At 66.0% G+C, this 24659-nt stretch carries 29 protein-coding genes and 1 pseudogene; 6 read left to right on the top strand and 24 right to left on the bottom strand.

The genetic code is table 11. The features are described 5' to 3' along the window. The 12 genes from AC5RVS_RS07425 to AC5RVS_RS07370 all read right to left on the bottom strand — a co-directional run bounded on the left by AC5RVS_RS07425 (position 1) and on the right by AC5RVS_RS07370 (position 9939). A complete protein-coding gene (locus AC5RVS_RS07425) occupies positions 1–1329 on the bottom strand; it encodes a FliI/YscN family ATPase (protein WP_494107651.1) in 1329 nt (442 codons plus the stop codon). Beyond that, complete coding sequence (locus AC5RVS_RS07420) at positions 1326–1982, bottom strand: FliH/SctL family protein (RefSeq protein WP_494107650.1); 657 nt, start codon at positions 1980–1982, stop codon at positions 1326–1328. Before AC5RVS_RS07420 ends, AC5RVS_RS07425 begins: the two co-directional genes overlap by 4 nt. Beyond that, entirely contained in the window at positions 1972–2991 is a 1020-nt protein-coding gene (gene fliG / locus AC5RVS_RS07415; protein ID WP_493989322.1) for a flagellar motor switch protein FliG, read from the bottom strand. The genes AC5RVS_RS07420 and fliG overlap by 11 nt, the downstream gene beginning before the upstream one ends. Then, positions 2988–4622, bottom strand: a complete 1635-nt coding sequence (gene fliF, locus AC5RVS_RS07410; protein WP_494107649.1) for a flagellar basal-body MS-ring/collar protein FliF — start codon at positions 4620–4622, stop codon at positions 2988–2990. The genes fliG and fliF overlap by 4 nt, the downstream gene beginning before the upstream one ends. After that, a complete protein-coding gene (fliE, locus tag AC5RVS_RS07405) occupies positions 4622–4927 on the bottom strand; it encodes a flagellar hook-basal body complex protein FliE (protein ID WP_493989324.1) in 306 nt (101 codons plus the stop codon). Before fliE ends, fliF begins: the two co-directional genes overlap by 1 nt. Beyond that, complete coding sequence (locus AC5RVS_RS07400) at positions 4927–5319, bottom strand: flagellar basal body rod protein FlgC (protein ID WP_493989325.1); 393 nt, start codon at positions 5317–5319, stop codon at positions 4927–4929. Before AC5RVS_RS07400 ends, fliE begins: the two co-directional genes overlap by 1 nt. Beyond that, on the bottom strand, positions 5319–5660 hold the full coding sequence (gene flgB, locus AC5RVS_RS07395) for a flagellar basal body rod protein FlgB (RefSeq protein ID WP_493989326.1): 342 nt from the start codon (positions 5658–5660) through the stop codon (positions 5319–5321). Before flgB ends, AC5RVS_RS07400 begins: the two co-directional genes overlap by 1 nt. 125 nt (positions 5661–5785) lie before the next feature. After that, positions 5786–6202, bottom strand: coding sequence for a hypothetical protein (locus AC5RVS_RS07390; RefSeq protein WP_494107648.1), 417 nt, complete (start codon positions 6200–6202; stop codon positions 5786–5788). A gap of 1 nt (position 6203) precedes the next feature. After that, on the bottom strand, positions 6204–6650 hold the full coding sequence (fliS, locus tag AC5RVS_RS07385) for a flagellar export chaperone FliS (protein ID WP_493989328.1): 447 nt from the start codon (positions 6648–6650) through the stop codon (positions 6204–6206). Next, entirely contained in the window at positions 6647–7996 is a 1350-nt protein-coding gene (gene fliD / locus AC5RVS_RS07380; RefSeq protein WP_494107647.1) for a flagellar filament capping protein FliD, read from the bottom strand. The genes fliS and fliD overlap by 4 nt, the downstream gene beginning before the upstream one ends. A gap of 121 nt (positions 7997–8117) precedes the next feature. Continuing rightward, positions 8118–8978 carry a flagellin N-terminal helical domain-containing protein gene (locus AC5RVS_RS07375; RefSeq protein WP_493989330.1) on the bottom strand — a complete coding sequence of 287 codons (861 nt, stop codon included), beginning with the start codon at positions 8976–8978 and terminating at the stop codon, positions 8118–8120. A gap of 148 nt (positions 8979–9126) precedes the next feature. Next, entirely contained in the window at positions 9127–9939 is an 813-nt protein-coding gene (locus AC5RVS_RS07370; protein WP_494107873.1) for a sigma-70 family RNA polymerase sigma factor, read from the bottom strand. Between the two features lie 245 nt (positions 9940–10184). Here AC5RVS_RS07370 and AC5RVS_RS07365 point away from each other — a divergent pair, with 245 nt between their 5' ends. Genes AC5RVS_RS07365 through fliW form a run of 4 tightly spaced genes read left to right on the top strand, consistent with a single transcriptional unit; the run spans position 10185 to position 13396 of the window. Beyond that, positions 10185–10670: a flagellar protein FlgN gene (locus AC5RVS_RS07365; protein WP_493989331.1), complete on the top strand. Its 486-nt coding sequence runs from the start codon at positions 10185–10187 to the stop codon at positions 10668–10670. Between the two features lie 10 nt (positions 10671–10680). Beyond that, positions 10681–12093: a flagellar hook-associated protein FlgK gene (flgK, locus tag AC5RVS_RS07360; RefSeq protein ID WP_494107646.1), complete on the top strand. Its 1413-nt coding sequence runs from the start codon at positions 10681–10683 to the stop codon at positions 12091–12093. Positions 12094–12122: 29 nt separating this feature from the next. Further along, positions 12123–13016 carry a flagellin N-terminal helical domain-containing protein gene (locus AC5RVS_RS07355; RefSeq protein WP_494107645.1) on the top strand — a complete coding sequence of 298 codons (894 nt, stop codon included), beginning with the start codon at positions 12123–12125 and terminating at the stop codon, positions 13014–13016. Beyond that, positions 13013–13396, top strand: a complete 384-nt coding sequence (fliW, locus tag AC5RVS_RS07350) for a flagellar assembly protein FliW (protein ID WP_494107644.1) — start codon at positions 13013–13015, stop codon at positions 13394–13396. The genes AC5RVS_RS07355 and fliW overlap by 4 nt, the downstream gene beginning before the upstream one ends. Before the next feature lie 182 nt (positions 13397–13578). Here fliW and AC5RVS_RS07345 read toward each other — a convergent pair whose 3' ends face one another. Then, on the bottom strand, positions 13579–14511 hold the full coding sequence (locus tag AC5RVS_RS07345; RefSeq protein WP_494107643.1) for a tRNA pseudouridine synthase A: 933 nt from the start codon (positions 14509–14511) through the stop codon (positions 13579–13581). Between the two features lie 174 nt (positions 14512–14685). On the opposite strand from AC5RVS_RS07345, the gene AC5RVS_RS07340 reads away from it, so the two are divergent. Next, entirely contained in the window at positions 14686–15288 is a 603-nt protein-coding gene (locus AC5RVS_RS07340; RefSeq protein WP_494107642.1) for a DUF2243 domain-containing protein, read from the top strand. Next, positions 15285–16031 (top strand): annotated as a pseudogene (locus AC5RVS_RS07335) (cytochrome c oxidase assembly protein); the annotation flags it as partial. The gene AC5RVS_RS07340 and the pseudogene AC5RVS_RS07335, both read left to right, overlap by 4 nt. Before the next feature lie 182 nt (positions 16032–16213). Here the strand turns inward: AC5RVS_RS07335 and rplQ are convergent. The 11 genes from rplQ to secY form a co-directional block, all read right to left on the bottom strand. Continuing rightward, on the bottom strand, positions 16214–16777 hold the full coding sequence (rplQ, locus tag AC5RVS_RS07330) for a 50S ribosomal protein L17 (protein WP_494107641.1): 564 nt from the start codon (positions 16775–16777) through the stop codon (positions 16214–16216). 65 nt (positions 16778–16842) lie between these two features. Next, on the bottom strand, positions 16843–17847 hold the full coding sequence (locus AC5RVS_RS07325) for a DNA-directed RNA polymerase subunit alpha (RefSeq protein ID WP_493989339.1): 1005 nt from the start codon (positions 17845–17847) through the stop codon (positions 16843–16845). A gap of 158 nt (positions 17848–18005) precedes the next feature. Then, positions 18006–18407: a 30S ribosomal protein S11 gene (gene rpsK / locus AC5RVS_RS07320; protein ID WP_429594060.1), complete on the bottom strand. Its 402-nt coding sequence runs from the start codon at positions 18405–18407 to the stop codon at positions 18006–18008. Positions 18408–18453: 46 nt separating this feature from the next. Next, entirely contained in the window at positions 18454–18828 is a 375-nt protein-coding gene (rpsM, locus tag AC5RVS_RS07315; protein ID WP_493979201.1) for a 30S ribosomal protein S13, read from the bottom strand. A gap of 157 nt (positions 18829–18985) precedes the next feature. Then, a complete protein-coding gene (rpmJ, locus tag AC5RVS_RS07310; protein WP_005267758.1) occupies positions 18986–19099 on the bottom strand; it encodes a 50S ribosomal protein L36 in 114 nt (37 codons plus the stop codon). A 77-nt stretch (positions 19100–19176) separates the two neighbouring features. Continuing rightward, entirely contained in the window at positions 19177–19398 is a 222-nt protein-coding gene (infA, locus tag AC5RVS_RS07305) for a translation initiation factor IF-1 (protein WP_005267757.1), read from the bottom strand. Between the two features lie 221 nt (positions 19399–19619). After that, on the bottom strand, positions 19620–20666 hold the full coding sequence (locus AC5RVS_RS07300; protein WP_494107640.1) for a P1 family peptidase: 1047 nt from the start codon (positions 20664–20666) through the stop codon (positions 19620–19622). 51 nt (positions 20667–20717) lie between these two features. Next, positions 20718–21563: a metal-dependent hydrolase gene (locus tag AC5RVS_RS07295; protein ID WP_493989342.1), complete on the bottom strand. Its 846-nt coding sequence runs from the start codon at positions 21561–21563 to the stop codon at positions 20718–20720. A gap of 227 nt (positions 21564–21790) precedes the next feature. Beyond that, positions 21791–22618 carry a type I methionyl aminopeptidase gene (map, locus tag AC5RVS_RS07290; protein ID WP_493989343.1) on the bottom strand — a complete coding sequence of 276 codons (828 nt, stop codon included), beginning with the start codon at positions 22616–22618 and terminating at the stop codon, positions 21791–21793. Positions 22619–22645: 27 nt separating this feature from the next. Next, on the bottom strand, positions 22646–23221 hold the full coding sequence (locus AC5RVS_RS07285; RefSeq protein ID WP_493989344.1) for an adenylate kinase: 576 nt from the start codon (positions 23219–23221) through the stop codon (positions 22646–22648). Beyond that, on the bottom strand, positions 23218–24531 hold the full coding sequence (secY, locus tag AC5RVS_RS07280) for a preprotein translocase subunit SecY (protein WP_493989345.1): 1314 nt from the start codon (positions 24529–24531) through the stop codon (positions 23218–23220). Before secY ends, AC5RVS_RS07285 begins: the two co-directional genes overlap by 4 nt. Between the last annotated feature and the right edge of the window lie 128 nt (positions 24532–24659).

The raw sequence follows: 24659 nt of genomic DNA, 5'->3' as shown, positions 1-24659 counted from the left end.
CTACATACCTCCAAGGGTGCGGGCCAGGCGGTTCAGTTGATCCCACGACTGCGCGGCAGGCGTCTGGTCATCCATCCGCTGCTGCAGGAACAGGTTGATGTCGTCTTCGTGCTGCACGGCCGCGTCCACCAGCGGGTTGGAGCCGGGCTGGTAGGCGCCCACGTCCAGCAGGTCCTGCGCGGCCTTGCGGGCCGCCAGCACCTTGCGTACTGCGCCCGCGGCGCGGGAGTTCTCCGGGCTGTTGACCTTGGATGCCACGCGGGAGATCGAGCTGAGCGGGTCCACGGACGGGTAATGCCCGGAGACGGCCAGCTTGCGGTCCAGCACCACGTGCCCGTCCAGGATGGAGCGGGCGGAGTCGGCGATCGGTTCGTTGTGGTCGTCGCCGTCCACCAGCACGGTGTACATCCCGGTCACGGAACCGGTTTCGGCGGTGCCGGCGCGTTCCAGCAGCCGGGCCAGCAGGGAGAAGGTCGACGGCGGATAGCCGCGGGTGGCCGGCGGCTCGCCGACGGAGAGGCCGATCTCGCGCTGCGCCATCGCCACGCGGGTCAGCGAGTCCATCATCAGCATCACGTCCGCCCCGCGGTCGCGGAACGATTCGGCAATCCGGGTGGCCGTAAACGCGGCGCGCAGCCGCATCAAGGCCGGTTCGTCGGAGGTGGAGACCACCACGATGGACCGGGCCAACCCGGCCTCGCCGAGGTCGTCTTCGAGGAATTCGCGGACTTCACGCCCGCGCTCCCCGACCAGCGCGATCACGGAGACCTCGGCGTCGGTGCCGCGGGCGATCATGGACAGCAGCGAGGACTTGCCCACGCCGGAGCCGGCAAACAGGCCCATGCGCTGCCCCTTGCCCACGGTGGTGAGCGTGTCCAGCACGCGCACGCCCAGCTGCAGGGGCGTGTCGATCCGCGCGCGGTGCATGGCGGACGGGGTGTCGTTGTCCAGCGGGACCAGCGAGTCGAAAACCAGCGGCCCCTTGCCGTCGATCGGCCGGCCCATCCCGTCCAGCACCCGGCCGAACAGCCCGTTGCCGGTGGGCACCAGCACCGGGGCTCCCTTGGCCTTGGCCGGGGTGCCGGTATTGATCCCGGTGAGCCGGCCCAGCGGCATGCAGCGGATGCTGTCCCGGCCGGTGGCCACGACCTCGGCCTCCACGCCCTGGCCGTCGCCGATGAGCACCAGGTCGCCGATGGCGCAATCCAGCCCAATGATTTCGACGCCGAGGCCCACCACCGAGGACACCATCCCGTAGCGCTGGGGCCGGGCTGCTGCCAGCGCGTCGGCGAGCCGGTCGGCGCGGGGGCGCCAGGCGACGGCGGTCACTGCCGGGCCTCCAGCAGCGCAGCCTTGGCGCGGGCCAGCGCGGTGCCGATCCGCGCGTCCAGGAAGCCGTCGGCAAACTCGGTGACGGCGTCCCCCGGCGCGAGTGACGAATCGGGGCTGAAGCCCACACCGGCCTGCTCGCGCATGTCCGGCGCCAGCATGGTCAGGTCGGTCGGGTTCATCCGGACGGTGTGCACGCGGGAGACATCCACCCCGGCCATTGCCCGGGTGAGGGCCGAACGGGCGGAGGCTGCGCCGTCGGACAATTCATGGCTTAGGATGGCTTCCGCCAGTTCCATGGCCGCGGCGGCCAACGTGTCCTGCGCGGCCGCCAGCACGGGTGCCGCGCGTTCTTCCAGCGCACGGGTGGCCGCACCCAGCGCGGCCACTGCCTGCTGCACGCGGGCGCGGGCGTCCGCCATCGCGGCGGCGTGGTCCTGCTCCATCGCCAGCTGGCGTGCGCGCATCAGCTCGGCGCCTTCGCGCATGCCGGCGGTGTAGCCGGCGGCGTGGCCGCGGACCTTGGCTTGTTCGAGCGCCTTTTCCTGCGAGTCGTCGCTGCGCAGTTCGGTGTAGCGCAGCCTGGCGAAGGCCCCGGCACCGGTGCCCAGCTCGGGGAAACTCATCCTGGAGAACGCGGCGTCAGTAGACATACTCGTCCTCCTCCGCGGCGCGCTGGACCGTGATGATGCCGCTGGCCTCGAGCTCGCGGATCGAGCGGACGATGTCCGCCCGCGCCTCTTCGATCTGCGACATGCGCAGCGGCCCGGTGGCTTTGATCTCGTCGTCGAGAATGTCGCGATTGCGTTCGGAAACGTTCTTGCGGATCAGCTCGGTGACCGGTTCGCTGGCGCCCTTCATGGCCACCGCGAGCACCGCGATCTCGATGCCGCGCAGCACCTGCTGCACGTCGCGCGGTTCCAGCTTGGTGATGTCTTCGAAGGTGAGCATCCGGGAGCGGACTTCCTCCGCCAGCTCCGGATCGCGTTCCTCCAGGGCCTCCAGCAGCGCGCGTTCGGTGGCAACGTCCGCGCGGTTGATGATGTCCACCAGCGGCCCGACGCCGCCCACCACCTCCACCTGCTGGCGGGGTACGACGGCGCCGGCCCTCACCTTGAGCGTGTCCGCCACGATCGAGACGGCTTCGGGGGTGGCGGTTCCCATGGTGGCGATGCACTGCGCCACCTCCGGCCGCACCGAATCCTCCAGCCCGGCGATCACCGTGGATGCCAGCTCCGGGCGCACATGCGCCAGCACCAGCGCGATGGTCTGCGGGATTTCACCGTTCAGCAGCGTGATCAGCTGGGTGGGGTCGGCGTCATCCAGGAACTCGAAGGGTTTCCCGGCCATGGACGTGGCCAGCCGGTCGAGCACGCCCGCGGCCTTTTCCGCGCCGAAGGAGGCGGCCAGCAATCCGGCGGCGAACTCCTTGCCGCCGCGGGGCCGGCGCCGGCCCTTGACCGTCATGTCGTGGAATTCCTTGAACGCTTCCTCGGCGGCCTCGGGGTCCACCCGGCCCATGCTCACGAGCTCGGCGGTGATCAGTTCGGCCTCGGCCTCGCTGAAGCGCCTCATGACCTCGGCGGCCCGGGCCTGTTCCATCTGCATCAGCACCACCGCCACCTTCTGGGTGCCGGTCAACGTGGTCAGTAACTCGCTCATGCGTTCTGCTTGTCATCCATCAGGGAGCGCAGGAAGTCGGCGGTCTTGTCCGGTTCCTGGGCGGCCAGGGCGTCGATTTCTGCCCGCTTGCGGTTCATTTCCTTCTGCTCGTCGGACAGCTCCGGCGGGCCGGCGAGCTCCAGCGCGGTGGTGTTCGGGCCGGTGACCACGGGGATCGGTTCCGGCACGATGATGGGCTTCGCCGCAAGCTGCAGGTCCTGGGGGGCCTCGATCTCGGGCTGGAAATCCTGCAGCTCGCCCAGGTCCACCGGCTCGCGGTTCTGCCGGCGGGACCAGCGGGCGTAGACCAGCAGCGCGATGATCACCAGCAGGATGATGCCGGCGGTGATGATGGCGGTGCGGATCAGCTCGGCCTGGCGGGCAGCTTCCTCGGCGGCCTGCGCGGCGGCCAGCGCTTCGGCGGCCTCCTGCGCGCCAGCGGTGTTGAACGGCACGAGTTCGACCGTGACCTCGTCCCCGCGGTCGGCGTTGATGCCGGCGGCAGTGGTCACCAGGCCTTCGATGTTGGCGACGTTCAGGGCGCCGGCGGCGTCGGCGTCCAAGGCCACGGATACGGTCTGGCGGTTGATCGCCCCGGCCGGGATCGCGCGGGTCTCGGTCACCTTGTTCAGGGCGTTGTTCTTGGTCTCCGACTCGGAGGTGAAGGTACCGTCGCCGCCGGCGTTGCCCGGTACGGCGATGTTGTCCGGGCCCAGCACGCCGGCCGCTCCCCCGCCGGTTCCCTCGTACTCTTCGGTCTGCGTGGACTCGTTCAGGGCCGGTGCGCCGTCCGGCGTCGTGAAGGTCTCTTCCACGCGCTCGGCGGACTCGTAGTTCATGTCCGCGGCAACCACCACGGAGGAATTGCCGGGCCCGACCACTTGGTCCAGCATGCTCTGGACCGAGGCACGGACACGCTCTTCGTAGTCGGAGGCCTGCTTGTCCGCGGAACCGGTGGCGCCCACGCCCACGGCGGAGAGCACGGTGCCGGCGGCGTCGATGACGGCGACGTTCTCCGGCTTCATGCCGTCGATCGAGGCGGAGGTGAGGTGGACGATGGCCTGGACCTTGTCGGCGGACAGGGTGGTCTTTTGGGTGTCCACGAACACGGAGGCGGTGGCCTCGCCCTTCTCGGCGACGAAGACCGTCTCCTCCGGGATGGCCAGCCGTACGGAAGCGGTCTTGACGCCGTCGAGCGCCTCGATGGTGGACGCCAGTTCGCCTTCCAAGGCCCGCTTGTAGGTGACGGACTGCTGGAACTCGGAGGAGGTCACGCCCATGTCGTCCAGCAGCGAGTAGCCGCCGGTGGACGAGCTCGGCAGGCCGGCCGCGGCGGCCTTGAGCCGCTGGTCGTAGACCTTCTCCTCCGGCACCAGGATGGTCCCGCCGCCGTTGGTCAATTCGTACGGCACGCCGTCGGTGCGCAGCTGCTCCACGATGGTGTTGGCGTCGGCCGCGGCCAGCCCGGAGAACAGCGGGGTGTAGGAGGGCTTGGACGCCCATGTCGTCAGGGCGGCAATGCCGAGCACGACGACGGCGATGCCGATGATCGCGATGGTGCGCTGGGCGACGGTGAACTCGCTGACCGTTTTGCCCAGCTTCGAGAACCAGGAGGAGACCTTGCCGGGCATCAGGCCTGCATCCTCATGATCTCGTTGAAGGCGTCAACGCCCTTGTTCCGGACGGCGGCCACGAGTTCCAGCGTCACGGCGGCGCGGGTGGAGGCCAGGGTGGCGTTGTGGATGTCGTTCAGGTCGCCGGTAACGGCCTGGATGGCCAGCTCATTGGACGTGGACTGCAGCTGCTGCAGGTTGTCGATGGCACCGGTCAGGGAGGTGGCGAAGCCGACGCCGTCGGTGGCCTGCGGGGCTTCGGCGGCCGGCAGGTAGCCGGTGCCCGCGACGCCTTGGATCGGGGGGATGGATGACAGCGGCATCAGTTGCGTCCAATCTGGAGGGCGGCCTCGTAGGTCGTCTTCGCCCGGTCCACCACGGCCGCGTTGGCCTGGTAGCCGCGCTGGGCCAGGATCAGGTTGCCCATCTGCTGGGACAGGTCGATGTCCGGGTAGCGGACGTAGCCGTCCTCGTCCGCCAGCGGGTGGTCGGGCTCATGGACCATGCGGCCCTCGGCCTCGCCGAATTCGGCCCCGGCCACGTACACGCCGGAGACGTCTTGGCCTTCCTGGGCGATCACGTAGCGGGCCTGGAAGGCCGCCCCGTCGGTGCTGGTGGCGTTGTTCGCGTTGGCCAGGTTGTCGGAGACTGCGTCCAGCCACTTGCGGTGGACGGTCAGGCCGGTGCCGGCGATTCCAATGGCGTCGAAAGTCATCAGTTGGTCCTCATCGCCGTGCGGACGCCGCTGAAAGGACTTTCCGCGGCACGGGCTGCAAACTGGTAGCGCAGCACTGTTTCAATGTTGGAGAGCGTCTCGGTATCCAGGTTGACGTTGCTGCCGTCCAACCGGGTGGGCTCCAGCGAGCGGTCCATCGTGGCGCTGGCGCTGCCGTTCCCGCGGGCCACCGATGTCGCCAGCGCTTCCTCGAACTGGACGCGCTGTGCGTGGTAGCCGGGGGTATTGACGTTCGCGATGTTGTTGGCGATGGCACGCTGGCGCATGGCGAGGCCGTCCAGGGCGCTCTGCATGGCAGCCCCCGTCACAGATTCGAACACAGCAAAGACCCGTCTTACTACTGGCATGTGGGCGGCCGATCCATGGCCTGTTCTGTGAGCGATCCGTGCTCACTATCCAGTTATCGGCACGCAGCCGGGGGTCGTTAGTTAAATCCTGAGATTGGTTAACCGTTCACGTCGAGGTAGACGGAACGACCCGAAGCACCTGGGGTGGGTACGGCATCCAAGAGCGCCGATTCCTGCCGGTTTTGCCGCATGTCGGCGCGCAATTCACGAATGACTTCCTGCTGCGCCGCGGCAAGTTTCGTGGCCCGCTCCACCAGCTCGTCCGGAATCGGTCCCAGCCCCTGCGGGGCTTTCCACTGCGCGACGGCGGTGCGTGGGCTGCTCACTGCCGCTCCATCGGCCTGGTCCCCGGGTCCGGCAACGTCGGCGAGCGCGCGGCTCTGGCTCCCGGTCTCGGCAATTTCGGTGAGTCCGCTGGCGTGGCCCCCGGCATCGGCCGCCTCGGCGAGAGCCAGTTCGAGTTCGTCCAGCACGGCTGTCCAGCGCTCCAGCGCGGAAATTTCGCCCTCCGGCATGTCAGGCAATGCCAAGTTCGCCGCCGAGGCCGACGCCACGGGCAGGCTGTGCCGGCAGCTGCCCGGCGGCCTCGTGCCAGGCCTCGCGCAGCGGCTGCAGCAGTTCGATGCATTCCCGGGTCCGGGCCGCATCGCGGTGGATGTTCGCGTTCATCATCGCGGTCAGCGCGTAGGTGTAGAGCGCTTTCAGGCCCTCTCCCCCGTCCCACACGTCAGTCTTCAGCGAGGACATCAGCTCGGACACAATGGCCTGCGCATGAATCAAATTCTCGGACGCCACCGACCAGTGCTGGTTCTGCTGCGCGGCCTCCGCCCGGTTCAGGTCCAAGAGCAGCCGGTCATAAAGCATGGTCAGCAGCCGGGCCGGCGTGGCCGACATGATCGCGTCACGCTGGAACTGGTTCCGCTTGGCCTGGGCTCCGAAGCCCGGCCCGTATGTCAGTGTCATTTCTTCGTGCTCCCCCATGATGGCAGGGTGGCCAGCTGCGAGTTGAGCCAGTCCCCCTGCGACTGCAGGCTGTTCAGCGTTACTTCAAGTTGGGCCCAGGTACGTTCGAGTGTGGAGCGGCGCATCGCCAACCGGGTATCCCACTCGGCAACTTGGTCATTCATGCTGCGGACCAGGGATTCCTGGCCCTGGATTCGCTTGGTGATGGCGCCGTCGTACTTGTCCGCGGCATCGGTTGCGGCAGTAGCCACGCGACCGGCGATGGTCTGGACCACCTTCTCGACCCACGCGGAGTCTTGCGTCATCGCCTTGCCGAACTTTTCGGCATCAAACTCAATCGAGCCGTCCTTGGTGATGCTGATGCCGATTTCCGACGGCGACCGTCCCTCGATCGGACTGATGGCAGCGGTCATCATGCGCTGCTGGATATCACGGACGCTGCTGTCCCCGGTGAAGATCCCGCCCTTGGTCGTCGTTGACCCGGTGGACGTGGAGACGTTCACGGATGAGTTTTTGGAGATGAAGGCGAACAGGTCCTTCAAGCCGTCGGCCAGTGCCTTGGCTTTCGCAGTCACGGCCTTGTCGTCACGAGTGACCGTGATGGTTGACTTATCCCCGGAAACCGCGTCAGCCCCCAAGGTGACACTCACACCTGGCAGCAGGTCGGTAAAGGTGTTCGAGGACGAAGAGATTTCCTGCATCCCGCCCCAAATCGCCACCCGAGCATCTTGCGCGATTTGAACGTCCGTCGTGGAAAACGTCGCGTCCCCAGCGAGCGTCGCAATGAACCCGCCAGCCGCTCCGGTCTCCTTCGAAGCAATCTGGAGTCGGTACTGTGGGTTCGCCGGATCGGTTCCCACCGACACCTTGGTCGCGGTAATCCCGGCGCCGGATTCGTTCACGGCGGTGACGACCTGGTCCAAGGTCATCCCTTGGGTGTTAATTTCTTTTTTTACTTGACTGTCTTTGAGCGCGATGGTGAGCACGGTGGCGCTTTCCGGCCAGTCGCTAAGCAAGGAGGAGACAGATACCTGTGCTTTGGCCAGTTGGACGACTTCCAGGTCGATAGCGCCGGCGGAGGCTCCTTCGGCTGTGGCCACTGAAACCTTCTCAGAGCTGCTCGTGCCTGAGTGAACGTTAAGGGCGTTAGCCTTGCTCGTCTCGGTGGCCGTTTTTCCGAGATCGGCGATGCGTGTGTTGAGTGCTTGGAGCGCACTCACCAGCGTCTGGGTGCTGGAAACCTTGTTCTTCAGAAGTGATTGCGGACGCGCATCCAGCTGCATCAGCTGGTTGATCATGGTGGCGGTGTCCAAACCGCTGACCATGCCGCCAATCGAAAACGCCACGCCAGTTCCTCCTGAAAGAAGCCTGTTTACTAGAAGAAATGCTGACGCCCGGCAGCGAAGAGTGTGAGGTCCAATTCGTTCGCCTCGCTGCCGGGCCGCATTCAGCCGTTAGCTACCCGGTTTAGCCGAGGAGCTGCAGCACACCCTGGTTGATCTGGTTGGCCTGAGCCAGCATCGCGGTGCCGGCCTGGGACATGATCTGGTTCTTGGTGAACTTGGCCATTTCCGAGGCCATGTCGGTGTCGCGGATCCGAGACTCGGACGCGGACAGGTTTTCTGCAGAGATGTTGATGCTCTTGATCGCGGTTTCCATGCGGTTCTGGGAAGCACCCAGATCCGAACGCTGGGCCGAGACCGCCTTGATCGCGTCGTCGATCGAGCCGATCGTCGCCTGCGCATCGATGTGGTTGTCCACCTTGAAGTCGACTGCACCGGCGTCCTTGACGCCGGACAGACCCTTGACCGCGCCGGCCACGTCAGCCAGGTTGATGGTGATGGCGTTGTTCTCGTTGCCGTCAGCGCCGACCTGGAAGCTCAGCGTTGCGCCGGCGTTGCCGCCAGCACCCTTGAGCAGGTCGATGCCATTGAAGTTGGTGGACGCGGTGATGCGGCCAAGCTCTTCGCCCAGCTGATCAGCTTCCGTCTTGATGGCGGCGCGGGCTTCCGGGTTGTTCGAGTCGTTCGAACCCTGGACAGCCAAGTCACGCATGCGCTGCAAGATGGAGTGGACCTCGGTGAGTGCACCTTCAGCGGTCTGGATAACCGAGATGCCGTCCTGGGCGTTGCGGGCGGCAACGTTCAGGCCGTTGACCTGCGAGCGCAGGCCCTCGGAGATGGACAGGCCGGCTGCGTCATCGGCAGCGCGGTTGATGCGCAGGCCGGTGGACAGCTTCTCCAGGGACTTGGAAATGTCGTTCTGGGTGTTCGACAGGTTGCGGTACGAGTTCAGGGCCGCAACGTTGGTGTTAATGGCGAAAGCCATGATGAAACTCCTCCATGAGATGGTACAAATTCACCGGCCCGTCCATGGGCTGGCACTTGTAGCTATCGGAGGACTACGAGGATCCGTTAGGAGAAGTGCAAAGAATTTTTCGCGGTGCGGGCCGCCGTGGCCGGCTGCTGCGAACAGGTCAAGAAACCGCGGCCCTGGGCTGCGTGGCGGCGAAGCGTGTAATACCGCCGATGGTCTGGTCGGCCAGCGCAGTCAGGTACGCCTTTCGGCGGGAGGGAGCGATCCGAGACTCGGGCACATAGCCGGCACCGCCGTCGTCGGAATAGTGGGTGTGCAGACCATCCCGGAGGAGGCGGATAGCTTCGGAGCGCTGCTGGGAGACGGCCGAGTGGGTAGCGCCGAGCTCTTCGGCGATCTCCTTGACGGTGCGGTCCTCGAAGTAGATTTGCTCCACGATGTAGCGCATCTTCGCGGGAAGGTGGTGCACGGCGGCCTTCAGGAAGGCGAGCCGCTCCTCGGTGAGGAGCGAGCCTTCGGGCGACGCCGTCTCGGAGACCAGGAATTCGGCCGTGGTGTCATCCAGAGCGGAGACGGTGCGGGAGGCATCGTCCATGGCGGCTTCCGCGGTCTCGCGGTCAACCCCGAGGGCGGCAGCCAGTTCGTCAACGCTCGGGTAGCGGCCAAGTTCGGCAGTCAGGGTTTCGCGGACGGACAGCGTCTGCTTGATGCGCTTGCGCACGGAGCGGGGAGCCCAGTCGATGGCGCGCATCTCGTCGGCAAAGGCTCCGATGATGCGACGGCGGGCAAAGGCGCCGAAAGGAACGCCGAGATCCGGATTGAAGGCGTCGGCGGCGGTGATGAGGGCTACCGAGCCGGCAGAGGCGAGGTCGTCGCGGGAGAGATGGGTGGCTTTGGCGCACACTTCGGAGACCAGATATCCGACGAGCGGGAGGTTTTCAACCACCAGTGCATTACGGTCAGCACGATTCACTGACATGTCCCCCTCCGTGCCAAAAGATGCTGGACGAATCTCTCTTATGATTCGAGGGGTGCGGCCTCGAAAGAAACGATTCATCTCTTGGTGAAACCTATCATCATTCGCTCCTAACGCAAGGGGTTGTGCGGCCGATAGATAGATATGTAGCCATGCCGTTACTTTTTGTTCATCCAGTGGCGGCTTTTGACGCGGACCCGCGGGGGTTGTGTCCGCAGAATCAACCAGGGGAGGTGCCTGACATGGGAGCCCATGAACTGTCCGCCATGCTGTGGCACGAACGTGAACTTCTTGAATTACTGGTCTTCAAACTCGAGGAGGAGCAGCTGCTCCTGACCGCGGGCAAGTCCCGCTGGCTGCAGCACGCGACCCGCGAGGTGGAACAGGTGCTGGAGCGGCTGCGCGACGCCGGCCTGGCCCGCACCGTGGAGGTGGCCGCATTGGCCCGGGAGTGGGGTACGCCGGAAGGCGCCACGCTGCGCGAGCTGACCGAACAGGCTCCGGTGGGGCCTTGGGGCGAGATCTTCAAGGGACATCTGCAGGCGCTGACTCAGTTGACCCTGCAGATCCGCGAACTGCGCGACGTGAACGAGAAGTTCCTGCGCGCGGCTGCCCGGTCCACCCAGGAAACGCTCGCTAATTTCAATCCCGATGCCGGGACCTACGACTCTCATGGGACGGCCGGGCTATCGGGCAACCGCTCCCAGCTGTTCGACACAACGATCTGAGGTTTTCGCAGTGAGTACCTTCAGCGGCCTGAACACCGCGTACACCGGTCTGGTGGCCGCCCGTCAAGGTTTGAATGTGGTGGGCCAGAACATCGCCAACGCCAATACCGAGGGCTACACCCGCCAGCGGGTCAGTACGTCGTCCATCGGGGCCCTCGACCGCACCGGACTGCTGACCGGCGGCGTGCAGATCGGCCAGGGCGTTTCGGTGGACGCGATTGCGCGGCTGGGCGACATGCACCTGGATACCCGCGTCCGGTTCTCGGCCGGTGTCGCTGGGTATTCTGCAGTGCGCGCCGATACGATGTCCGGCCTGGAAGCGTCCTTGCGCGAGCCGGGCCAATACGGCATCTCCACGCAGCTTCAGGAGTTCTGGGCCTCTTGGCAGGCCTTGTCCAACCGGCCGGATGACGCCGCTGCCGGCGGGGTGGTGCTGGAAGAGGCGAACATCCTGGCCAACATGATCAAGCGCGGTTACCAAGAGGTTCGCGAGCAGTTTTCCCGCCTGCGCTCCGATGTGGACACCATGACCGCGGAGGTCAACGGCACTGCGTCACAGGTAGCCAATCTGAACGAGAAGATTCGTTTTGCAGTCGCCAACGGCGGTTCCGCCAATGAGCTGATGGACCACCGCAACCTGCTGACCCAACGGCTGGCAACCCTCACCGGAGCCACCGTTCGCCACGGCAGCGACGGGCAGGTGGATGTCCTGATCGGCGGCAACGCACTTGTCACCGGTTCCAGCGCCCAGAGAATCGCCGTTACAGCGGACTCGGATACGGATATTTCCGGCAGCAAAGGCGTTCACCTCAAATGGGACAGCGATAGCCGCGAAAGCATGCCGGTTGTGCTCGGAGGTGGCAAGATCGCCGGGGCGCTTTCGATGCTGGGCGCCGGCACAGACGCCGGACCGCTGCGCCAAGCCGCTGGTCAGTACGACGCCTTCGCCAATACGCTCCGCGAGAGTGTCAACACGGTCTACGCGCAGACCGGCGGGACTCCCACGCCTACGTTCTTCGGTACAGATACGACACTTCCGCCATCACTCGGACTAACTGTTGAAGTCAAAGACGTTCGAGACTTCAAGGTGGGCGCTCCTGACAAGGGAGACCTTGACGGTTCGATCGCCGATCGGATGTCCCAGCTGGGAGTCGGCGCTGGCTCGCCTGACCGCGTTTGGGAGAACATCGTCACCACAATCGGCGTAGCCGCGAAGACGGAACTGCAGCAGTCCAACCTCGCGGACATTGCGTCCCAATCTGCCAAGACCTTGCAACTATCCAACGCGTCGGTGGACATGGACGAAGAGAACGTAAACCTGCTGACATACCAGCACGCCTACCAAGGTGCGGCTCGGGTTATGACGGCAATTGATGAAATGTTGGACACGTTGATCAACCGCACCGGATTGGTCGGAAGGTAGCCATGATTTCGCGAGTCACTAACCAAACGATGAGCAGCTTCGCCCAGCGCAACCTGCAGGACAACATGGCGCGTATCGCCAAGCTGCAGGAGCTGGCCGCTGGCGAGTCGCTGATTGCCCGCCCCTCGGACAATCCGACGGGCGCCGCCGATTCCATGCGGACTCGTGCGGATATCCGTGCCAACGCGCAATACAAGCACAACATCGACGACGCCAATGGCTGGCTCACCACAGCCGACTCTGCGTTGGGCACGGTCACCGATTTGCTGAACAAGGCCCGCGATCTGACGATTCAGGCTTCCAATGGTTCCATCTCGCAGACGGCACGCGAGGCCGTCGCCTTGGAGCTTGGAAGCATCAAGGAAAGCCTTTTGGCTGCGACTCGGACGCAATACCTGGGACGCAATGTGTTTGCGGGGAACTCCGACAAGCCGGACGTATATACCGACTCCCCCACCGGCCCAACCACCCAGTACGCTGTGACGGAACCGAGCGCCACCGGGGTGGAGCGCCGCATCGGACCTGGGGCACACCAGACGGTACGCGTCGATGCCAGCGCTTCGGCGGTCTTCGGCGACGATTCCACGGGCACGGGCCCGTCGGTTTTCGCCCTGCTGGACTCTATGATCTCGAAGCTCAAGGGAACAGGCAGCGTCAGCGAAGACTTGAACGCCATCGACGCCCGGCTGAACACCGTGATCAACGCACGCGCCGAGGTCGGCACCCGCCATGCCCAGATCCTGAAAGCCCAGGAGACGAACTTGGACGAAGCTGTTTCGCTTGAAGCCCGCCGGTCCGGGATCGAGGACCCGGACATCGGAAAGGTAGTCCTGGACCTGAAGATGCAGGAAGTGGCCTATCAGGCCGCGCTGCAGGTCACGGCGCGGGTACTGCAGCCGACGCTGATGGACTTCCTGCGATGAGCGCCGCACTGACCTTCGTCGCGCCTCCCCCTGGACTCGCTCCGCTGGTCGACTTCACGCTGGACGAGATCGCGGGAGCGGCCGGACTGTACTCCTTGCAGCCCGTGGCCGAACCGGGCAAGCGCCTCTTCGTCCTGGACGCCGCGACCTACCTGAACCAGTACACCCCGGTGATTTCCGACGACGATTGTGCGGCCTTAGACCTCAAGGTCTCCGAGGACGCCATGGTGTTGGTGGTGGCCAACCCTGGAGAAGCAGGCACCACCGTGAACCTGATGGCCCCGATCGTGGTCAACGTGCACACCGGCGTCAGCGCCCAGGTGATTCTGGAAGGCCAGGACTGGCCCCTTCGTGCCGAACTGACGCCGCTGGCCGCCTAGCTTCCCTCCAACCGCGTAACACCGCGGTGGGCTGAAGAAGTCAGACGTCTGAAACTATTGAGCTGACGGCAGCTACCGTGCAAGAGTTATGCCCACGGTCCAAGGGACCTGCTGGGGGATCCGGAATCACCGGTTAAATGGCTTCCGGCGGCTTATGGGGGAACCGCCGGAAGCAACCACCCTCAACCCTCGTCCGGGTCCGCGCGTTTGGCTCTGGTCTGCTCCGCCCGGCGCAGCAGTTCGCCGCCGTCGGGATAGAGCACCTCTTCCAGCACCAACGGATGCGGCGGAGCCAGCTTGCTCTTCGAATCCCGTACCTTCGCCAGCATCCGGTCGCGCAGCCACTCCGGCGCCTGCTCGCCGCCGCCAACCATCAACGATGCGCCGATCAGGGCACGCACCATGTTGTGGCAGAATGCATCGGCTTGCACCGTGGCCACCACCACGCCGTCGGCGCCGCGGGCGAAGTCGAACTTCTGCAGTTCCCGGATAGTGGTGGCGCCTTCCCTGGGTTTGCAGAAGGCCAGGAAGTCGCCGATGCCCAGGAGCTTGGCGGCGGCGCGGTTCAGGAGATCGACGTCGACGGCGTGCTTGTGCCACAGCGTGGTGTTGCGTGACAGAGGGTCCCAGAGCTCCGCCCGGTCCGCGATGCGGTAGCTGTAGCGGCGCCAGAGGGCGGAGAACCGGGCGTCGAATCCGTCGGGGGCGACGACGGCCCCCTTAACCTCGATTGCCCCCGCAAGGTCACGATAGGGTACCGGCGCGCCCACGCGGCCGCCGAGCACCTTGGCCAGCACCCCGCGCAATCGCCGGACCAACGCTTCGGCGGGATCGATCTCCCGGCCACGGGCCAGTCCGTGCCACTCCCCCGGTTCCAGGTCGAAATGCACCACCTGCCCCCGGGCGTGCACCCCGGCGTCGGTACGGCCGGCAACCGTCAGCCGGATCGGCCGGCGGAACATGACCGCCAGTGCTTCCTCGAGCGCGCCTTGAACGGTCAGCCTGCCGGGCTGCACCGCCCACCCGCTGAAGGGTCCGCCGTCGTACGCAAGATCCAGGCGGACACGCAAGAGCCCGCCGTCCCGGTCGGGGACGGGAGATGTAGTCGGGGGCATGGATTCCATGCTACCGGGGCCCGGTGAGGGTCCCGGTAGCCGTCGGCGCCCGCGGCTGGTTGTGCGCGGGTCACCGGCCAGGCGCCAGTGGACTGTCGACGCTCGCGGGCATTCGGTCTATGTTGCTGGGACAGCGCCCGAACCGCGGGCGGGGCCGCGAGGTTCGGAGGAGCGATGGCAGGTAGCCCTGGAACCGCAACATCGACGGATCACAACCGCCGGATCGCCCTACCCGGCATCATCCTCGGGGTGGGGCTGGGTGGCTTCGTGGACGGGATCCTGCTGCACCAGATCCTGCAGTGGCACCACATGCTCACCAGCGCGGACACCGCGAACATCGACGTCGGTTCGTATCCGGCAAACACCGTCCACGGCCTGGAGATGAATACGCTGTGGGACGGGCTGTTCCATACGGTGACCTGGCTGGCCGTGCTGATCGGGCTGGGGCTGTTGTACTCGCGGGTGACGTCCTCGCGCGGACGGGTGTGGGCATCCCGGACCCTCTGGGGCTGGATGTTGGTCGGCTGGGGACTCTTCAATCTCGTAGAGGGGATCATCGACCACCACATCCTTGCCATTCACCATGTCATCGGCGGCGAGTACCAGATGCTGGCCGACATTCTCTTCCTGGTCTTCGGGGCGTTGCTGGTGGTCGGCGGCTGGCTGCTGCAACGGTCCGGCCGGATGGTAGATCTGACGACGACGGACGGCCCCGGCAGGTCAACCGACCACGGCAGCCGCCGCCCGGGGAGGGGCACGGGCAGGGACCCGGGATGATCGGCGCCCACTCCGCCCACAACCACCAGCCAGCCGCGTTCGACGGCGTGCTGCCGCTGGCCCTCGTTGCGGTGTTGGCCTGTGCCTACGCGGCCCTGGCGTGGCTGCGGAGCCGGGAGGCCCGCGGCTGGAGCCGCTGGCGGACCGTGTCCTTCCTCGCCGGCGCGCTGCTGGTGGCGCTGGGCCTCGCGCCGCAGCTGATGCCCCTGCCGCCGGGCGGGCTGCCGGCCCATATGGTCCAGCATCTGCTGATTGGCATGTATGCGCCGATCGGGCTGGTGCTTGGTGCCCCGGTGACCCTGCTGCTGAGGTCGGTGCCGCCCCGTCACGGCAAAGCGATCGGAAGGGTCCTGCGCTCACGGCCGCTCCATCTGGTGGCCAACCCGGCGACCGCGCTGATGCTCAACCTCGGCGGGCTGGCCGCCTTGTACGTCACGCCGCTGTACAGCCTCGCGGCGGACAACCCGGTGCTGCACCACGCCATCCACCTGCACTTCCTGGCCGCCGGCTGTCTCTTCGCCTGGGTGATCGCCGGGCCCGACCCGGCACCGGGCAGGCCCTCCGTGCCGGCGCGGCTGGTGGTGCTGGGCGTCGCCATCGCCGGCCACGCGGTCCTGTCCCAGCTGCTCTACGCGGGGCTGTTCGTCCAGGTCCCGGCGCCCCCAAGTGAGCTAAGGCTCGCCGGCGAACTGATGTACTACGGCGGGGACATCGCCGAGCTGCTGCTGGCCTTCGCGCTGGTGTCGACGTGGCGGCCCCGCCGCAATTCCGGTCCCAGCCGTCATCGCGGGCCCCGGCCGCGACGGGCACAAAGCGCGCTCCCCCAAGCCGGGCACCGCCGTCGTTATGTGAGCCTTCCCGGATACGCGAAAAGCCCGCCATCCCCCGAAGGGAACAGCGGGCTTCAAGCAGTGAAGGCGAAGAACTACTTCTTCTCTTCGGCAGCTTCCTCGGCGGACTCCGCCGACGGAGCAGACTCTGCGGACTCGGGCGATTCAGCGGAATCGCCGGACTGCGCGGACTCGGGCGATTCAGCGGACTCGGCCGAAGCGGTCTCTTCCTCGACCGGAGCCGGGGCGGCCTTGGCAGTTGCCTTCTCGGCCTCGTTCACGACGGCCTGCTTCGGGGACACCGGCTCCATCACCAGTTCGATGACGGCCATGGGGGCGTTGTCGCCCTTGCGGTTGCCGATCTTGGTGATACGGGTGTAGCCGCCGTCGCGGTTGGTCATCACCGGCGCGATGTCGGTGAACAGCTCGTGCACGATGCCCTTGTTGCTGATCACGGCCAGCACGCGGCGGCGCGAGGCCAGGTCGCCACGCTTGGCGAAGGTGATCAGGCGCTCGGCGAACGGGCGCAGGCGCTTGGCCTTGGTGACCGTGGTGGTGATCCGCTTGTGCTCGAAGAGCGCGGCGGACAGGTTGGCGAGCATCAGGCGCTCGTGGGCAGGACCGCCTCCGAGGCGCGGACCCTTAGCGGGGGTAGGCATTATGTTTTCTCCTCAATGGTGCCGCTGTGCGCTCCCGAGCGCCGTGGCGGCAGAATTCTTGCGTTTTAGAGTTCGTCCTCGAAGGTTTCGTCCTCGTCGATGGCTGCGGCGCGGGCAGCCAGATCGAACCCAGGGGGCGAATCCTTCAGCGACAGACCCAGTTCCACCAGCTTTGCCTTGACCTCGTCGATGGACTTGGCACCAAAGTTGCGGATGTCCATCAGGTCGGCCTCGGAGCGGGCAACGAGTTCACCCACGGAGTGGATGCCCTCACGCTTAAGGCAGTTGTAGGAACGGACAGTCAGTTCCAGGTCCTCGATCGGCAGGGCCATGTCGGCAGCCAGGGCGGCGTCCGTGGGGCTCGGGCCAATCTCGATGCCTTCGGCGGCGGTGTTCAACTCGCGGGCCAGGCCGAACAGTTCAACCAGGGTGGTTCCGGCAGAGGCGACGGCGTCGCGCGGTGCAATGGAGGCCTTGGTTTCGACGTCGACAATCAGGCGGTCGAAGTCGGTGCGCTGCTCAACACGGGTTGCCTCAACCTTGAAGGTCACCTTCAGCACCGGCGAGTAGATGGAGTCAACCGGGATGCGGCCGATCTCCTGGTCGCCGGACTTGTTCTGGGCTGCCGACACATAGCCACGGCCGCGTTCGATGGTCAGTTCGAGCTCGAACTTGCCCTTCTCGTTCAGCGTGGCGATGTGCAGGTCCGGGTTGTGGAATTCCACGCCGGCCGGCGGCGCGATGTCCGCGGCCGTGACAACGCCGGGTCCCTGCTTGCGCAGGTAGGCAACCACGGGCTCGTCGTGCTCGGAGGAGACAGCCAGGTTCTTGATGTTCAGGATGATCTCGGTGACATCTTCCTTCACACCCGGCACGGTGGTGAACTCATGCAGCACGCCGTCGATGCGGATGCTGGTTACGGCAGCCCCCGGAATCGAGGACAGCAGCGTGCGGCGGAGGGAGTTTCCGAGGGTGTAGCCAAAACCCGGCTCCAGCGGTTCGATGACGAACCGGGAGCGGTTATCGGCCACTACTTCTTCAGTAAGGGTGGGGCGCTGTGCAATGAGCACTTAGATTTCCTTTCAGCGAGCATCCGCTATATGACGCAGCACGAATTGGTGGAAAAGGGCGGCTGGTCAGCCTCCAGCGTGGAACTTTCGGCCGCCGACAGGCTCTCCCGCAAAAGTGGGAGGAATCTGTGCGGCGGCCAAAAGTATCCTTGGGCTGCTTAGACGCGGCGGCGCTTCGGCGGACGGCAACCGTTGTGGGCGCTGGGGGTGACGTCCTGGATGGAGCCAACCTCGAGGCCAGCGGCCTGCAGTGAACGGATTGCGGTCTCGCGTCCCGACCCCGGGCCCTTCACGAAGACGTCGACCTTCTTCAGGCCGTGCTCCTGGGCGCGCTTGGCGGCCGATTCGGCAGCCATCTGCGCGGCGAACGGGGTGGACTTGCGGGAGCCCTTGAAGCCAACCTCGCCGGCCGAGGCCCACGAGATGACGGCACCGGACGGGTCCGTGATGGACACGATGGTGTTGTTGAAGGTGCTCTTGATGTGCGCCTGGCCCAGCGCGATGTTCTTCTTGTCCTTGCGACGCGGCTTGCGTACCGCTCCACGAGTCTTGGGGGGCATTGCTTCTCCTACAAAGTTGGTTGGTAGCTATCTGACCGGCTGGGAATCAGCGGGTCTTCTTCTTACCGGCGACGGTGCGCTTCGGGCCCTTGCGGGTGCGAGCGTTGGTCTTGGTGCGCTGTCCGCGGACGGGCAGGCCACGGCGGTGGCGGATGCCTTCGTAGCTGCCGATCTCAACCTTGCGGCGGATGTCGGCTGCAACTTCGCGGCGGAGGTCGCCTTCTACCTTGTAGTTGCCCTCGATGAAGTCACGCAGCTGCACGAGCTCAGCGTCGGTGAGGTCCTTGACGCGGGTTTCCGGGCTGATGCCGGTCTCCGCGATAACCTGCTCTGCACGGGTCTTACCCACGCCGTAGATGTAAGTCAGGGCGATAATTACCCGCTTTTCGCGGGGAATATCTACGCCAGCGAGACGAGCCATAGTGGCGGTTCTCCTTGTTGTATCCGGAGGTCTGAAGCAGCGCGTCCCCGTTGTTCGGGTCCCCGGCCTCCGTGCCGGGGGTATGCAGGTTGCCCTGCTGCGCTGCCTATATTGAGTTACTACGCGTGGGCGTGCTGCCCCTGCTGAAGCAGGAGTCTTAGCCCTGGCGCTGCTTGTGGCGCGGGTTCTCGCAGATCACAATGACGTTGCCCTTGCGACGAATCACCTGGCACTTGTCACAAATCCGCTTGACGCTCGGCTGGACCTTCATGGTTTTCCTTTGCGTTGTTAGCTGATGCTGCCTTGTAACTACTTACGGTTTTCCGCAGTTGCCTGCGGCATAAGTCTTTACTTGTAGCGGTAGACGATACGGCCCCGTGAGAGGTCGTACGGGCTGAGTTCCACCACAACGCGGTCCTCGGGGAGGATCCTGATGTAGTGCTGACGCATCTTTCCCGAGATATGAGCCAGCACAACGTGCCCGTTGGTCAGCTCAACGCGGAACATCGCATTGGGCAGAGCCTCCTGCACAGTGCCTTCAATCTCAATGACACCGTCTTTCTTAGCCATATCCTCCGCTAACGTCAGTAACCATCGCCGAAGCGGTGGCTAGTTTTTGGGTTTTGCTTGCCGCTACACCCCCACTGAGCCGTACGTTCCGGCAGGCTTTCGCGGGCGCCATGCACCCGAAGCTGGGCATGAAAGTAGAGACAACCAACAGACAACTGTACTCCGGAAGCCGGATAAAGTTAAATCCGGGTAACGCCTGGGGTCGCCGCGCGCGGCAGACCTCAGCCGGGGTGCGGATACTTCTCCAGTACGACGCCGGCCGTCTCCACCCGTTCGGCACTCACCACGGCGTCCCAAATGGCCGCGGTGACCGCTTCCGCGGCCAGAGTGTGCAGTTCCGCCCGGGGGTCGATGGGCCCGTCCTGCACGAGCTGCTGCGCCCCGGTAGCCAGGGCGAAGACCACGTCCCCGTCCATCAGGGTGTGCGACGGGCTCAACGCACGGGCCAGTCCGGCGTGCGCGGCAGAGGCCATGCGCTTGGCCTGCGCCGGATCCAACATGGCGTTGGTTGCGACGACGCACAGGGTTGTGTTCAGCGGGGACGCCGGCCGTTGCTCGAGTCCTCCCGGTTCCGGTTCCCCGGCCCGCCGGCCCAGGCCGCCGGTTGCTGCCGGCACCGCGCCAAGGCCACCGGCACCCATGTCTCGGCCCGCCGCGCTGCCGCCGTGCCCTGGGAACGCCCCCGTGAACGGCGCGCCGGCGGCATTGGCCACCGCGAGCACGCCGACCACGATGCCGTCGTTGGCGCCGCCCATCCGCAGCGAGGCAGTCCCCACTCCCCCTTTGTACTGCTGGAAGCCCATGGCCGCGCCGGTGCCGGCGCCCACGTTGCCCCGCCGCACCTCGCCAAAGTCCTGCATCGCGCCGGCGGAGGCAGCGGCGTCGTAGCCCATCTGTTCGTCCGGGCGCGCGGCGATGTCCCCGCCCCGGCCCAGGTCGTAGATGGCCGCGGCCGGAACAATCGGCACCACGGCATTCTGCGTGCGGAAGCCGAGCCCCTGTTCCTCCAGCCAGCGCTGCGCACCGTGCGCGGCCACCAAACCGAAGGCGCTGCCGCCGGCGAGCACCACGGCATCCACCGTGGGCACCAAGGTGGTGGGATCCAGCGCATCGGTCTCGTGCGTGGCCGGCCCGCCCCCGCGGACGTCCACGGCGCCGACGGTCCCCGGCGGCGGCAGCACCACGGTGACGCCGGTGAGCCAGCCGTCGCCGGTCTTTTGGACCTGCCCCACGCGGATGCCGGGCACGTCGGTAATGGAAGTAGCCATGGCCTCATCCTCGCTGGCCGCCGGCGTTACGGGCAAGGGAAGCATGTATCTTCAGCCGGCACCAAATGCCACCAGGCTCTGCTGTCCGACGTCGAGGCACGCCCCGAGGAGCAGGACCACCACATAGGCGCTGACCGGCACCAGCAACGCCCACTCGCGCGCCGACCCGGCATTTCCCAGCAGCGGCACGGCGAAGTAACCGTTCCGCCGCCAAATGGCGTTGAGCAGCGGGACCCGCCGCCACACCTTCGGGGGCTTGATCCGCAGGGGCCACAGCAGGTTCACTCCCCCGGTGGTCAGCATGTCGCCGAGCACATGCATGACGACGCCGATGCCCATGGCCAGCGGGAACCAGTTGTGCTGTTCCGGGGCGTACAGGGCGATGAAGGCCGCGACTGACAGGCCCACGGCCCACGGGATCTTCTGTAGCCCGTCGGGCAGGAACTTCAGGGCCTTGGCGGCAAAGGCCACCAGCAAGACGCACAGCAGCCCCGCGCCCGGGTAGACCGTGCCGAACCGCTCGGTCTCGGCGGTCCAGAGCCCGGCCACCCACGCGATCCCGACGAACGCCGCCAAACCGATCAGCGAGTGGGTGCCCCTGCGGTGCCCGCCGGCCACAGCGCCAATGCCCGCGCAGACCACGTTGGAGAGTGGCGGCAGCGAGCGGGCGACGGTGGCGTGGCGGTGGTCGGCATCCGGAACGAGTGCGGCACCGGCAGTCACCATGGCCCCGGTGATCAGGCCCAGCGGCCCTACGTCGAGCAGCCCCCAGCCGAGGGTGAGGCTCTGCCCGCCCCAGCCCAACGGCGTCGTCAGGGCATCCAGCGGCACGTGGACCTGGCTGGTGACTGCGATCCAGGCGGCGGCGCCGGAGAGGGCGTGGTGGGCTCCCATCATGGTGGGCAAGATCCTTTCGGGGAGTGGAGTGTCCGTGCGCCGGCCTTCGGCTGGCCGCGGCGGGCCTGGATCGGGGGTGCGGTGTCCGTGCAGCCGTTCCGCTCGCCGCAGTGGCCGGGGGGGGGTGCGGACTCCGGCTTAACCTCGAAAGGCCGGGCCGGCTGGACGATGGATCCAGCAGGTCCGGTCTTTCGATGACGTCGGGCCAAAAAAGTGGCGGCGGGCGTTTAGTCCAGCGGCACCGGGGTGACCCCCAGCGGAGCCAGCCTGGCCGCGCCCCCGTCTTCGGCAGTCAAGACCCAGATGCCGCCGTCGTGCACTGCCACGGTGTGCTCCCACTGGCAGGACCGCGAGCCGTCCGTGGTCACCACGGTCCAGTCGTCGTCCAGCACCTTTGTCTCGATGTCCCCACGCACCAGCATGGGTTCAATGGCCAGGCAGAGCCCGGGGCGGATCTTCGGGCCGCGGTGGTTCGTCCGGTAGTTCAGCACGTCCGGGGCCTGATGCATGGCGGTGCCGATGCCGTGGCCCACGTAGTCCTCCAGGATGCCCAACGGCTTGCCCGGCACGGAAGAAACGTAGTCGTCGATCGCGTTGCCGATGTCGCCCACGCGGTGGCCGGTGACGAGGGCAGCAATGCCGTGCCACATGGCTTCCTCGGTGACGTCGGACAGCCGCTGGTCTTCCGGATCGGCGGTGCCCACGATGACGCCGCGGGCGGAGTCACCGTGCCAGCCGTCAATGCTGCAGCCCCCGTCGATCGAGATGATGTCCCCGTCCCGGAGCACCTTGCCGCCCGGGATTCCATGGACCACTTCCTCGTTGACGGACACGCAGACCGTTGCGGGGAAGCCGTGGTAGCCCTTGAAGTTGCTCTTGGCGCCTGCCTCGTCCAGCACCGCTTCGAAGGCCGCGTCCACATCCGCCGTCGTGGCGCCGGGGACGGCGGCGGCGACCGCAGCGTCCAGGGCGCGGCTGACCACCAGGCCGGCGGTCCGCATTTTCCGGATCTGGTCCTTGGTCTTGTATTCGATGCTGGGCTGGCCGAAGGCCATGGGCTGCCTCTAACTTTCTGGCGGGTATCAGGCCGTGACGGACTTGAGCGCGGACACGATGCGCTCGGTGACCTCGTCGATGTCGCCGATGCCGTCAACGGTCGCGACGATCCCGCGGTCCGCGTAACGGCTCACGACGGCCTCCGTCTGCTCGTGGTACAGGCCCAGCCGGCGCCGGATCACCGTTTCGTTGTCATCGCTGCGGCCTTCCTGCGCGGCGCGGCCGAGCAAGCGCTTGACCAGCTCCTCGTCGTCGGCGGTCAGCTGCAGCACGATGTCCAGCTTCGAGCCTGCCTCGGCCAGGATGTTGTCCAGCTCGTCGACCTGGCCGCTGGTGCGGGGGTAGCCGTCCAGCAGGAAGCCGTCGGCGGCGTCGGGCTGCTTCAACCGGTCGCGCACCATGTTGTTCGTGACGCTGTCCGGCACGAACTCGCCCTTGTCGATGTACTTCTTGGCCTCGATGCCGAGCGGAGTCTCTTCCTTCACGTTGGCGCGGAAGATGTCTCCGGTGGAGATCGCGACGATGCCCAGCCGGTCGGAAATGCGGGAGGCCTGGGTGCCTTTACCCGATCCGGGCGGGCCGATAATGAGCATTTGGGTCATCGCAGAAGTCCTTCGTAGTGCCGTTGCTGTAGTTGTGCGTTGATTTGTTTGACGGTCTCCAGACCCACACCGACCATGATGAGGATGGAGACGCCGCCGAACGGGAAGTTTTGGTTGGCGTTGATCAGCACCAGGGCGATCAGCGGGATGAGCGAGACGATGCCCAAATAGAGCGCGCCGGGCAGCGTGATCCTGGCCAGCACGTACTGCAGGTACTCCGCCGTCGGGCGGCCGGCCCGGATGCCCGGGATGAAGCCGCCGTACTTCTTCATGTTCTCCGCCACTTCCTCGGGGTTGAACGTGATGGCCACGTAGAAGTAGGTGAAGAAGACGATCAAGGCGAAGTAGACCGCCATGTAGAACGGCGAGTCCCCGCTGACCAGGTAGGTGTTGATCCAGTTGACCCACTCCGGCGGCGCGGTGGTGCCGTCTGCCGGGGTGTTGAACTGGGCGATCAGCGACGGCAGGTACAGCATCGACGACGCGAAGATCACCGGGATGACACCGGCCATGTTCACCTTGATCGGGATGTAGGTGCTGGTGCCTCCGACGGTCCGGCGTCCCACCATGCGTTTGGCGTACTGGACCGGGATGCGGCGCTGCGACTGTTCCACGAAGACCACCGCGGCGACGGTCAGCAGGCCGACGATCAGCACGCCCAGGAAGACGTTCACGCCCTGGGTGTTCCAGATCTCGCCCAGCGAGCTCGGGAAGCCGGCGGCGATGGAGATGAAGATCAGCAGGGACATGCCGTTGCCGACGCCCTTCTCGGTGATCAGCTCGCCCATCCACATGATCAGGCCGGTGCCTGCGGTCAGGGTCAGGATGATCAGCGAAACCGTGACCAGGTTGTCCTCGGGGATGATCGGAACCGGACAGTCCCCCAGGAGGGCGCCGGTCCGCGCCAGCGACACCAGTGTCGTGGCGTTAAGCAGGCCCAGCGCGATGGTCAGGTAGCGGGTGTACTGCGTGAGCTTGGACTGGCCCTGCGGGCCTTCCTGGTGCAGTTCCTGGAACCGGGGGATGACGACGCGCAGCAGCTGCACGATGATGCTGGCGGTGATGTACGGCATGATGCCGAGGGCGAAGATGGACACCTGCAGCAGCGCACCGCCGCTGAAGAGGTTGACGAACTGGTACAGCCCGCCGCTGGTGTTGCCCAGCGCCAGGCACTGCTGCACGTTGCCGTAGTCCACACCGGGGGCGGGGATGAAGACGCCCATGCGGTAGACCGTCATAATGCCGAGCGTGAACAGCAACTTGCGCCGCAGGTCCGGCGTCCGGAATGCCCGGCCAATTGCGCTAAGCAAGCGTCCTCCCAAGAAGTTTCTGATGCCGCTGCGCGGCAAGTCACAAGATCCGAGTCTATCGGCTCGGCCCGTTCGCATTAAACGGGTTAAGAATACGGGGTGTGCCTTTAAAGCGGCTGAACTCGTGG

This window comes from Arthrobacter sp. Y3221048, from assembly GCF_059092685.1.
This window is presented reverse-complemented; position numbering and strand designations above follow the sequence as displayed.